At 72.8% G+C, this 11,295-nt stretch carries 9 protein-coding genes and 1 pseudogene; 4 read left to right on the forward strand and 6 right to left on the reverse strand.

The features are described 5' to 3' along the window. Positions 1-287, forward strand: a pseudogene (locus ADK66_RS31995) (hypothetical protein); the annotation flags it as partial. Between the two features lie 457 nt (positions 288-744). Then, positions 745-1,443, forward strand: coding sequence for a helix-turn-helix domain-containing protein (locus tag ADK66_RS25225; RefSeq protein ID WP_053659527.1), 699 nt, complete (start codon positions 745-747; stop codon positions 1,441-1,443). Positions 1,444-1,623: 180 nt separating this feature from the next. Here ADK66_RS25225 and ung read toward each other — a convergent pair whose 3' ends face one another. The 5 genes from ung to ADK66_RS25250 form a co-directional block, all read right to left on the reverse strand. Further along, entirely contained in the window at positions 1,624-2,325 is a 702-nt protein-coding gene (ung, locus tag ADK66_RS25230) for a uracil-DNA glycosylase (protein WP_053659544.1), read from the reverse strand. A gap of 69 nt (positions 2,326-2,394) precedes the next feature. Next, positions 2,395-2,877 (reverse strand): tRNA (adenosine(37)-N6)-threonylcarbamoyltransferase complex ATPase subunit type 1 TsaE, encoded by a 483-nt coding sequence (gene tsaE / locus ADK66_RS25235; protein ID WP_053659529.1) that lies wholly within the window; start codon positions 2,875-2,877, stop codon positions 2,395-2,397. Continuing rightward, a complete protein-coding gene (locus tag ADK66_RS25240; protein WP_053659532.1) occupies positions 2,874-3,977 on the reverse strand; it encodes an alpha/beta fold hydrolase in 1,104 nt (367 codons plus the stop codon). Before ADK66_RS25240 ends, tsaE begins: the two co-directional genes overlap by 4 nt. A 55-nt stretch (positions 3,978-4,032) precedes the next feature. After that, the gene (alr, locus tag ADK66_RS25245; protein WP_053659534.1) at positions 4,033-5,151 is read right to left on the reverse strand and encodes an alanine racemase; all 1,119 of its coding nucleotides are present in this window, start codon (positions 5,149-5,151) and stop codon (positions 4,033-4,035) included. Positions 5,152-5,235: 84 nt separating this feature from the next. After that, complete coding sequence (locus tag ADK66_RS25250; RefSeq protein WP_053659536.1) at positions 5,236-6,711, reverse strand: NAD(P)H-hydrate dehydratase; 1,476 nt, start codon at positions 6,709-6,711, stop codon at positions 5,236-5,238. Positions 6,712-6,950: 239 nt separating this feature from the next. On the opposite strand from ADK66_RS25250, the gene ADK66_RS25255 reads away from it, so the two are divergent. After that, entirely contained in the window at positions 6,951-7,247 is a 297-nt protein-coding gene (locus ADK66_RS25255; RefSeq protein WP_053659538.1) for a hypothetical protein, read from the forward strand. Then, entirely contained in the window at positions 7,244-8,839 is a 1,596-nt protein-coding gene (locus ADK66_RS25260; protein ID WP_053659540.1) for an alpha/beta hydrolase, read from the forward strand. The genes ADK66_RS25255 and ADK66_RS25260 overlap by 4 nt, the downstream gene beginning before the upstream one ends. A 3-nt stretch (positions 8,840-8,842) precedes the next feature. Here the strand turns inward: ADK66_RS25260 and glmS are convergent, their stop codons facing one another. Then, a complete protein-coding gene (gene glmS, locus ADK66_RS25265; RefSeq protein WP_053659542.1) occupies positions 8,843-10,756 on the reverse strand; it encodes a glutamine--fructose-6-phosphate transaminase (isomerizing) in 1,914 nt (637 codons plus the stop codon). Positions 10,757-11,295 lie beyond the last annotated feature (539 nt).

Raw genomic sequence — 11,295 nt, forward strand, 5'->3', positions numbered from 1 at the left:
CCCCCGACCCGCCCCGCCGCCGTCCAGCCCTCACCCATCCGCCGACCACACCACCGGCACCACCCGCCTCCAGCACCGCCGCACCGCCGGGCACCACCGGACACCACCGGGCGGCACCACCGGCACCGCCAGGCACCACCCGCACCATCGGCACCACCGGCACCACCGGCATCGCAGGGCACCACCAGCACCGCGGCACCGCCAGGAGCCACCAGCACCGCCGGCACCGCCAGGAGCCACCAGCACCCTCGGACACCGCCCGCACCGCCCGGCGGCGCGCCGGCTAACTCCGCCGCTCGGACGCGCCAACCGCCGCCAGGCCCGTCGGCAAACGCCGGCTGCCCCGCAGCTCGGACCTACCCATCGACGCCCGGGCCTGTCGGCAACGCGGCCTCACCTCGCAGCTCGGACTCGCCCACACCGCGACCGTTCAGGCAGCTGCCTAACTGCGCAGCTCGGCTGCCCACCGCCTTCCGGGCCAGCGGGCGGCGCATTCGCTCGTGAGCTTGATACCTGTGAGTCATCAATATGACTCACAGGTATCAAGCTCGTCAGAGTGAGGCCTCAGGCAGGCAGGGCCGCCATCGAGTCTGACCAGGCGGCCGCCGGCCACACGGATACCGGTCCGATGGATGCCTGCCCCATGGATGCCGGCCCCACGAACACACCTGCCCACCATGCTGGCGAGTCAGCAATGTGCCACAGCGGTATCGCAGGCAACTCGGGCCGGTCCACCATGCCGGAATGTCATCCACTCGCCTCGGCACCCTGCTGGGCGCCACAGTGCGTCAACAACGGCACCTACGCGAGCTGAACCAACGTCAGCTCGCCGAGATGGCCGGGGTCAGCCAGGCGGCAGTTGCCCGGGTCGAGAGCGGCAGCCGCGCTCCCAGCATCGCCATCCTCGAAACGTTGCTCGCCGCGATGGATATCCAGCTGACCGTCGGGGTCGAACCTCTCGACGCGCACCTCGACGCCCGGATCGACGACCTGGCCGCCCGACCGATCGATGAGCGGATCGATGAGCTGGATCTGGGTCGGTTGCTCGACCGGCTCCCCGATCTCCCGAAGGTGATCACCGGAAGCACTGCGGCGCTGTTGCAGGGCGCGCCGGTGCCGGTCGACGCGCTGGAGATCGCCCTGCGCTGGCAGGACTCGAAACCGTTCACAGGCTGGCTGGAGGCGAACTACGGCCAGCGGTGGAACGCCCGCTGGGGTGAATTCGGCGGGGTGTGGCTGGATCCTGAAGAACCGGGCGAGCACCGTTGGTCGACCCGCTACGGCGAGATCCGGGCCACGATGTGCGACGAGCTGCCCGCAACCATTGAGGTACGCCACGGCGGGCGGGGTTACCAGGTGGTGCCGCTGGTCGAGCTGGAGTTGACCGAACCGCGGGCCGCCGAGCTGCTACGCCGCTACCGGGCCCGACAGCTGGCCAGCTGAGATTGACCCACCGACCGGCAGCCGGGCGCACCTGCACGACCGGCCACACGAAACGGCACCGCCAGCCCGGCGCGGCCAGCCCAGCCCGGGCGCGGCGCGGCGCGGCCAGCCCAGCCCGGGCGCGGCCAGCACGGCGCTGCGGCACGGTGCTGCGGCGCGGTCAACTGGCGGCAGGCGCGGTCAGCTGGCGGTGCGCTCCCAGTCGATGGTGGGAAGGCCAGCGTCGGCTAGGGCCTTGTTAGCCGCGCTGAACGGGCGGCTGCCGAGGAAGCCACGGGGGTTCATCGGGCTGGGATGACCGGCCTCCAGCACGACGTGCTGCGGGTTGGTGACCAGGGCCGCCTTCTTACGGGCGTAGCCGCCCCAGAGCAGGAAGACCACCCGGTCCGTCGAGGCGTCCAGTGCACGGATGGTGGCGTCGGTGAACTCTTCCCAACCGGCGTTGGCGTGCGAGCCCGGTGTGGCCTGGCGCACGGTCAGCACCGCGTTGAGCAGCAGCACGCCCTGCGCGGCCCAACCTGCGAGGTTGCCGCCACTCGGCTTGGGCACGCCGACATCCTCGGCCAACTCCTTGAAGACGTTGCGCAGGGACGGGGGCACCGCCACCCCGTCGCGGACGCTGAAGCTGAGCCCGTGTGCCTGCCCGGCCCGGTGGTACGGGTCCTGCCCGAGGATCAACACGCGGGTGCTCTGCGGCGGGCAGAGCCGGTATGCCGAGAACAGGTCCTCCAGAGGCGGGAAGACGGTGTGTGTCGCGTACTCCCGGGTGACGAACTCGGCCAGCGCGGCGGTGCGGGCCGGATCGAGGTGGGGGGTGAGCACGGCACGCCACGGCTCCGGCAACAAGGCCAAAAGATCCAGGGCGGGAGCGTCGTCGGGCATCAGGAACCTCTTCCAGCGCGGGTCGGTCCCCCGCACTCTAGGCACCGCGTACGACAGCGGCCCGTCGGCCTAACCCAAGTCGGCGAGCCGCCTGGCCCAGTCGCCGCCCAACGGGTCCAGCTCGATGATCCGAGTGTCGTCGTCGCGGCGGTCGATGCGGACCCGCAGGTGCGCGTCGACCAACTGCTCCACCAGGCCCTCGCCCCACTCCACAACGGTCACCGACTCGTCCACCGAGGCGTCCAGGTCCAGATCGTCGATCTCGGCACGGGGGTCGCTGGCGTCGCCCAAGCGGTACGCGTCGGCGTGCACCAACGACACCTGGCCACCCCGTGCCGGGTCCGGCCGGTGCACCCGGGCGATCACGAACGTCGGTGAGGTGATGTCGCCAAGCACGCCAAGCCCGGCGCCGATGCCCTGGGTGAGTGCCGTCTTGCCCGCGCCCAGCGGCCCGGTCAACAGCACCAGGTCACCGGCGCGCAGCAGACCGGCCAGCCGGCGGCCGAACTCGCGGGTGTCCTCGACGGTCGGCAGTTTGACGACGTGACTCACCGGTCCTCCACGCTCTCCAGTGACTCGAGAAACCGCTCCAGCGCGGCGTTGACCTCGTCGGCGTGCTCCAGCATCACCACGTGCCCGCTGTCCTTGATCTTGACGAACTCGGCATGCGGCAACCGCCGGACGATCTCCTCCGAATGAGTCACCGGAGTGATCATGTCCTTGTCGCCGACGACCACCAGCACCGGGGCGTTCGCCAACGCGGCAAGTGCCGGGAATCGCGAGTGCGTGGCAATGGTCCGCAGGTAGCGGGTCACCGTGTCAGCCGACGTTCGGGAGTTCATCATTTCCACGTAGGACACCAACGCAGGGCTGGGCTTACGGGTGCCGAAGCCGTACTTGCGGGTGAGCAGCCAGGCCACGTTCGACGTGGACCTGCGGGCTCTGTCGATCACCTGGCCGCCGTACCGGGTGGCGTTGCTGGCCATGTACAGCACCGGGCCACCGACCCGGCCCAGCAGCGCCGGCGCGACAAGCTTGGTCTCCGCGATCAACCCGCCCGAGGTGGCCATCAGGACGGTGCCGACCACCCGGTCACCGAACAACTCCGGGAACAACTCGGCGAACGCCATGATGGTCATGCCGCCCATCGAGTGGCCGACAAGCACCAGCGGCCCGTCCGGGGCGGTGCGGTCGATCACCTGGCGCAGCGTCCGGCCCAGCACCGCGAGGTCGTACTCGCCGGTCTCCAACCGGCCGGACCGGCCGTGACCCGGCTGGTCGTACGCGACGATCCGGTAGTCGCCGCGGGCGGCGAGCATCTGGCGCTGGAAGTGGAATGTGCCCATGTCCAGGCAGAAGCCGTGCACGAGCACCACCGTGGGATGCCCGGGCACCGGGCGGGTCGGCTCGACCACCTCGACGTGGATGTCGGTGCCGTCCGGCAGCTCCAGCCGGAACGCCTCGTCGCACGGCTGCTCGTCGAACCTCTCGTGCGCGTAACGGTCGGCGGGGTCGGCCTTGAGCCGCCGCACCAGGGTGCGTTCGGTCGCGACACCGGCGGCCAGACCGGCCGCGGCGACACCCACCGCAGCGCCCAGCAGGCCGGCGACCCGGCCGGCGGCCGTCCGCGGACGAGGGATGCGGTAGCTCATGACGCCAACCCTGTTCGCGACTGCGGGGCTCGCAAACCCGGCTCACTCCTCGCGCTCACGGTCGTTCGCCGTCGTAGACGCGGGGCACCCGGGTGCTGCCGAACCGGGTGACGATCTCGTAGTTGATCGTGCCGGCCGCCTCGGCCCAGTCGTCGGCGGTCGGTGCGCCGTCCCTGCCGTCGCCGAACAACGTCGCGACGTCACCGTCGACCACCGGGTCGTCGCCACAGTCGATCACGAACTGGTCCATGCAGACCCGCCCGGAAATGGTCCGGCGTGCCCCGGCGAGCTGCACCGGCCCGGTGTTGGACGCGTGCCGGGGTACCCCGTCGGCGTAGCCGAGAGGCACCAGGGCCAGATTCGCGTCCGCGTCCGTGGTGTAGGTGTGCCCGTAGGAGACGCCGGTGCCGGCGGGCACCCGCTTGGTGAGCATCACCCGGGCGCGGGCGGTCATCGCCGGTCGCAGCCCGTACGTCTCGCCGGCCACCGGGGACAGGCCGTAGACGGCCAGTCCGGGGCGGACCAGGTCGAAGTGCGTGTCGGGGCGGGTCAGGGTGGCCGCCGAGTTGGCGAGGTGCCGCCAGCGGGGGCGCAGCCCGGCCTGCTCGACCATGGCCAGGCCCTCGTGGAAGACGGCCAACTGGCGGTCGGTGGTGGGGTGGCCGGGCATGTCCGCGTACACGAAATGGCTCCACACACCGACCACCTCGACCAGGCCGTCGGTCTGCGCCTTCGCGGCGGCGTCCAGCAGCTCCGGCCAGTCGGCGACGGTGGCGCCACCTCGGGAGAGCCCGGTGTCGATCTTCAGGTGCAGCCTGGCCGGACGCTCAGCGCGGCGGCTCGCCTCGATCATCTCGTCCAGTTGCGGCAGGCTGGCCGCGCTCAGGTCCACCCCCGCGCTGACCCCCTCGTGCAGAGGCAGACCGGGTGCGAGCAGCCAGGCCAACACCGGCGCGGTGATCCCGCCCCGGCGCAGCGTCAGCGCCTCGTCGAGGGTGCACACGCCGAGCCAGTCGGCGCCGGCGTCCAGGGCGGCACGGGCGGCCGGGAGCATGCCGTGGCCGTACCCGTCGCCCTTGACGACCGCCATCACCTCGGCGGTCGTGCCGGAGCGGAGCCGGCTCACGTTCTCGCGGATCGCGTCAAGGTCGACACGTACCTCGGCCTGCCACATGTACCCAGCCTACTTTCCGCGCTGATCACCGCGGGCGGCGACGCACGGCCCCGACCCGTCAACCCGACAGTCGACCCGAAACGGTCACGACCCGCTCAACTGGGCGATGACCGGGCGCAGGCCGGCCACCACGTCGGTCGCGGTCACCGGGCCACTCCGGGCCGCCTCCCGACCGGCCAGCCCGTGCAGGTACGCGGCCGCGGCTGCGGCCCGGTCCGCCGGCACCCCGGCCGCCAGGAACGAGCCGAGCAGGCCGGCCAGCACGTCACCAGTGCCGCCGGTGGCAAGCGCCGGGGTGCCGGTCGGGTTGACGTACGCCCGGCCGTCCGGCGTGCCGATCACCGTGCGGTCCCCCTTGAGCAGCACCACCGCGTTCATCCAGGCGGCCAGCCGCAGTGCGGCCCCGACCCGGTCGGCGCCGGGCTCCTCCCCACAGAGCCGGGTGAACTCCCTGTCGTGCGGAGTGACCACTATCGGCGCGTCCCGGCCGCGCAGCCGGTCGGCGAGGGAGCCGTCCACGAGCAGGGTCAGCGCGTCGGCGTCGAGCACCACAGGCACCGGTGCGGCCAGGACCGCCCGCAGCTCGGCTGCCGCGTCCTCGCCGGTGCCCAGCCCGGAGCCGCACACCCAGGCCTGCACCCGGCCGGCCCCGGCGACCCGACCGGTGGCGATCACCGAGGGGTGCTGGTGCAGCACCTCGCCCCGGGCGCCCCCGGCGTAGCGGACCAGGCCGGTCGGCCCCGCGAGGGCGCCGCCGACGGAGAGCACTGCCGCACCCGGGTACGTCGCCGAGCCGGTCGCCACCCCCACCACACCCCGGGTGTACTTCTCCGACGCCGCGCCCAGCTCCGGCCACCACTGCACGACGTCGGACCACTCGGTGACCTGCAGCGCCGGTGTGCCCCGCAGCCATGGCCGCAGCCCGATGTCGACAAGTTCCACCTGCCCGGCCAGCGCGGCTGCCGGCCCGACCACCAGGGCGGGCTTCAGCGCGCCGAACGTCACAGTCACGTCGGCGCGTACCGCTGTGGGCCGGTCGGACACGGCCGGCGGGACGTGCCCGGTGTCCACGGCCACCCCGCTCGGCACGTCCACGGCCAGTACTGTGGCCCGTCCGCCGTCGCGGCCGCGCAGCTCGTCGAGGCGCTGGACCATCCCGTCGGCGTTCGCCCGCAACCCGCCCGTACCCCCGATGCCGACGATGCCGTCGAGTACCAGGTCGACAGGGCCGCTCGGACGGTTGACCAGCCGACCACCAGCGGCCCGCAGCGCGGCCAGGCCCGCGGCGTGCGCCCGCCCCGGGGCGATCAGCAGGGCGGACACCTCGACGCCCCGGCGGGCCAGCCGCTCCCCGGCGTAGAGCGCGTCGCCACCGTTGTCGCCGGAGCCGACCAACAGCAGCACCCGTCCGCCGTACACCCCGCCCCGCTCGGCGAGCAGCAGCGCGGCCCGGCGGGCCAGCCCGGCGGCGGCGCGCTGCATAAGCGTGCCGCTCGGCAGCGTGCCCATCAGGCCCGCCTCGGCCGCCCGCACGTCGGCCACCCGCCACACCGGTCTCATGTCACCGTGCTCCGTCCGTTCACGGGTGGGCCGGCGCGGCCCACCCGGCCGATGCCGACGATCACCACTTCACCCTACCGGCGGCGGGGGCCGCAGATTAGCCGTCGGGCACGCGGTGGGCAACGCCTGTGGACACCCCTGGGGTACGCCGTCAGCCGGCTGTCCACAGGGCACCTCGCCGCCCTCCGACCAGGCCTAGCGTCAGCGCGTCGATGCCGATCGTCCACGGGGGTGGGGTCATGACCGAGGAGCCGTTCGCCGTCCAGCCGCAGGAGTTGCGGGCCGTGGCCGGCGCGCTCGACGACGAGGCGTACCGGTTGGTGCTGGGTCTGGCCCGGGTGCCCGGCCTGCTGGTGCCGGCGGAAGGCTGGCGGGCCGCCACGGCGCTGGCCGGGCTGGAGGCGGCCGGGCACTCCTGGTTCTGTCGGCTGGGCGCCCAGGTGGCGGCGACCTCGGGTGGGGTGCGGGCGTCGGCCGAGGCGTACGAGACGGTGGACGACCGGGCTGCCGGCCGGTTCACTGGCCTGCCCCGGTGACCGGCGTCGGCTACCGGCAGCTCTGGGCCGCCGACCCGGGCGGGTGGCGGGCCGCCGGGGCGGCCTGGGCCGGGTTGACCGGGCCGGTGCAGCAGCGCGTCGACGGCCTGGGAGCGACCGCCGGACGGTTGCGGGGCGGCTGGTCGGGTGCGGCGGCCACCGCTGCCGGTTCCCGCCTCAACGGTCTCCGCGACGAGCTGACATCTGTCGCGCCCGCGCTGATCGAGGCCGATCAGGTGCTGGCCGAGCTGGCCGGGCGGCTGACGGTGGCGAAGGCCCGGCTCGCCGAGGCGGTCAGACTGGCCGACGCAGCCGGTCTGGTGGTGGACCGGACGGGCGCGGTGCGGGCCGATCCGTCCCGGGCCGCGCCGACCGAGCGGGCCGGCGTCGCGGCGGCCGGGGCCACGGCGGCGCTGCGGGACGCGCTCGACCGGGCCGGCGCTGCGGACCGGCTGGCCGCCGACCGGCTGGACGAGCTGGCGCGGGCCGCCGGATCCGGTTGGGTGTCCCCGCCGCCGCCCAGCCGGCCCGGTCCCGGTGCCTCGCCGGCCCTGGTGCGCGCCTGGTGGGCCGGGTTGACCCCGGCTCAGCGACGGTGGCTGGTGGTGCGCGAGCCAGCTCTGGTCGGCCGGCTTGACGGGTTACCGGTGTCCGCCCGGGACCAGGCCAACCGGCTGTTGCTCGGGTCCAGGCGTGCGGAGTTGCTCGCCGAGCGGCGGCGGCTGCTGCTGGCGCGGGTGCCTCCCGGGCCGATCGCGTCGGCGCGGCTGCGGGCGGTGGCGGCCCGGCTGGCCGGCCTGGACGCGCTTGTCGAGCGCCTGACGGCATCCGGGGAGCCGCGGGCGTACCTGCTGGGGCTGGACCCCGCAGGCGACGGCCGGGTGGTGGTGGCGCTCGGCGACCCGGACCAGGCCGACCGGGTGTTGACGTACGTGCCGGGGACGGGCTCCGGTCTGGACGACGCCCCCGGCGAGCTGGGTCGCGCGGGGCGGGTGCTGGACCGGTGCGCGGCACTCGCGCCGGGTGAGCGCAGCGCAGCCGTGCTCTGGCTCGATTACGACGCGCCCGATTTCCTCACCGACGCGGCGTCGGCCGGCCCGGCCCGGGATGCCGGCTCGGCGCTGCACCGCTTCCAGGAAGGGCTACGCGCCAGCCACGAGGGGCCGCCGGCCCGGCAGACCGTGCTCGGGCACAGCTACGGGTCGCTGGTGGTGGGGATGGCCGCCCGGGAGCACGGGTTGGCCGCCGACGCGCTGGTGTTCGTCGGCTCGCCCGGGGTCGGTGCGGCACACGCCGGCGAGTTGGGCGTACCGGCCCGGCAGGTGTGGGCCAGCCAGGCCCCCGACGACGTGATCCGCCTGGCCCAGCCGGTGGACGAGTTCGGCCGGCGGGCACTCCTGGGGTCGGCGCCGCTCGCCGCCGTTCTGGGCTGGCCCGACCGCACCGGTCACGAGCTGTGGTTCGGTCACGACCCGGCCGATCCCGGGTTCGGCGGTCGGGTCTTCCGCAGCGGGCGAGGCGGGCACTCCGGTTACTGGGACCCGGGCAACCCCGCACTGGACGGGATGGCCCGGGTCGTGCTGGGCCGCTGAGGGCTACTCGACGGTGACCGACTTGGCCAGGTTGCGGGGCTGGTCCACGTCGTGCCCCCGGGCGGCGGCGATCTCGGCGGCGAGCACCTGCAACGGGACCGTGGTGACAAGCGGCGCCAACAGGGTCGGCGTACGCGGCACGTAGATCAGGTGGTCGGCGTACCGGACGACTGCCTCATCGCCCTCCTCGGCGATCACGATGGTGCGGGCGCCGCGCGCGCGTACCTCCTGGATGTTGGAGACGACCTTGTCGTGCAGCATGCCCCTGCCGACCGGCGAGGGCACCACGCAGATCACCGGGGTGCCCTTGTCGATCAGAGCGATCGGGCCGTGCTTGAGTTCGCCGGCGGCGAAGCCCTCGGCGTGCATGTACGCAAGCTCCTTGAGCTTCAGCGCGCCCTCCAGGGCCACCGGGTAGCCGACGTGCCGGCCGATGAACAGGATGGTGGGCTCGGACTTCAGCTCGCGGGCCAACTCGCGGACGGGCTCGATCCGGGCTAGCAGCTCGCGCAGCTTGCCCGGCATCTCCTGCAGCTGGGCCACGACCGCGCCGACCTCGTCGGCGAACTTGATGCCGCGTACCTGGGCCAGGTGCAGCCCGATCAGATAGCAGGCGACAAGCTGGGTGAGGAACGCCTTTGTGGAGGCGACGGCGATCTCCGGCCCACCGTGGGTGTAGAGCACGGCGTCGGACTCGCGCGGGATCGTCGAGCCGTTGGTGTTGCAGATCGCCAGCACCCGGGCCTTCTGCTCCTTGGCGTGCCGCAGCGCCATCAGGGTGTCCATCGTCTCGCCGGACTGTGAGATCACCACGATCAGCGTGGACCGGTCGAGCACCGGGTCGCGGTAGCGGAACTCGCTGGCCAGCTCCACCTCGCACGGGATCCTGGTCCAGTGCTCGATGGCGTACTTCGCGACCATCCCGGAGTGGTACGCCGTGCCGCAGGCCACGATGAAGATCTTGTCGACGTCCCGCAGATCCTGGTCGCTGAGGCGGACCTCGTCCAGGGCGATCTCACCGGTCTCGGTGAGCCGGCCGAGCAGCGTGTCGGCGATGGCCTGCGGCTGCTCCTCGATCTCCTTGAGCATGAACCAGTCGTAACCGCCCTTCTCGGCGGCCGACGAGTCCCAGTCGATGTGGAAGTCCTTACCGCTTGCGGGCTGACCGTCGAAGTCGGTGATCTCGATGCTGTCGCCGGTGATCAGGACAATCTGGTCCTGGCCCAGCTCCACCGCGTCCCGCGTGTGCTCGATGAACGCGGCCACGTCACTGGCCAGGTAGTTCTCCCCGTCGCCCCGGCCCACCACCAGCGGCGAGTTGCGCCGGGCACCGACGACCGCACCGGGCACCGCAGCGTCGACCGCCAGCAGCGTGAAGGCGCCCTCCAGCCGCTGGCAGACCACCCGCATGCCGGCGGCGAGCAGTTGCGGGCTGTCCGGCTGACCGGCGGCCCGCAGGTCGGCCAGCGCGGCGGAGAGCAGATGCGCGGCGCACTCGGTGTCGGTGTCGCTTGTGAACTGGACGCCGTCGTCCTCCAGCTCCGCGCGAAGCTTGGCGAAGTTTTCGATGATGCCGTTGTGGATGACCGCGACCCGGCCGTCGGGGGCGACGTGCGGGTGGGCGTTGCGGTCGGTGGGACCGCCGTGGGTGGCCCAGCGGGTGTGCCCGATGCCTGTGGTGCCGTCACCGATGCCCAACGGGCTGGCCGCGCAGGAGGTCGGGTCGTCGGCGGCCCGCTCGGAGAGCACCTTCTCCAGGTTGGCGAGCTTGCCGGCCTTCTTCTCGGCCAGCAGCTGACCGTCACAGACGATCGCGACGCCCGCCGAGTCGTAGCCGCGGTATTCCAGCCGCCGCAGCCCATCGAGCACGATGCCCAGTGCGGGGCGCGCGCCCGCGTATCCCACGATTCCACACATGGCCCGCAGCCTAACCCAGTTTCGCTCACCATGGGTGCTCGAAAGTCGGCCTATCAATCACGGAATCTGAGCGATCAGCGGGTAGAGCGACCAGACCGGACAACCCGAGCCACTCAAATACAAGAGCCAAGCCACCCACAGCTCACAACCAGTACCCCTTCCCACTCACCTCACCCACCCCGCTCCAGCCCGACCCAGCCCCAGCCCCAGCCCCAGCCCCAGCGATCATGCAGTTCGTGCCGCCCTTATGAGTGGAATGACCGCTATGCCGAGGCAGCAAGTGCAAGATCGCGCAGGAGGAAGGCCGGAACCGCCGTCCCCACAAGCCCACCCCGTCGATCATGGAGTTGTGGTGCCCAGGAAGTGGTGTTATGTCGCTTTCGCCTACCACCACAACTCCATGATCGACGGGAGGGCGGGATCGGAGCGAAGCTAGGCGGGCCGTGGACAGGGCCGGGGGAGGAGCTAGGCGGGACCGGGCGGCGCTAGGCGGGACCGGGTGGAGGTGGGGGGGGCCGGGGCCGGGCCGGGGGGGGAGC

It is taken from the genome of Micromonospora sp. NRRL B-16802 (assembly GCF_001279555.1).
Lineage (GTDB): Bacteria > Actinomycetota > Actinomycetes > Mycobacteriales > Micromonosporaceae > Micromonospora > Micromonospora profundi.

Bases quoted from the DNA above. Each gene is read 5' to 3' on its own strand.
- ADK66_RS25250 (WP_053659536.1), bottom strand. From the start codon at position 6,711: ATGAGACCGGTGTGGCGGGTGGCCGACGTGCGGGCGGCCGAGGCGGGC.
- alr (WP_053659534.1), bottom strand. From the start codon at position 5,151: ATGTGGCAGGCCGAGGTACGTGTCGACCTTGACGCGATCCGCGAGAAC.
- glmS (WP_053659542.1), bottom strand. From the start codon at position 10,756: ATGTGTGGAATCGTGGGATACGCGGGCGCGCGCCCCGCACTGGGCATC.
- ADK66_RS25240 (WP_053659532.1), bottom strand. From the start codon at position 3,977: ATGAGCTACCGCATCCCTCGTCCGCGGACGGCCGCCGGCCGGGTCGCC.
- ADK66_RS25255 (WP_053659538.1), top strand. From the start codon at position 6,951: ATGACCGAGGAGCCGTTCGCCGTCCAGCCGCAGGAGTTGCGGGCCGTG.
- ADK66_RS25225 (WP_053659527.1), top strand. From the start codon at position 745: ATGTCATCCACTCGCCTCGGCACCCTGCTGGGCGCCACAGTGCGTCAA.
- ung (WP_053659544.1), bottom strand. From the start codon at position 2,325: ATGCCCGACGACGCTCCCGCCCTGGATCTTTTGGCCTTGTTGCCGGAG.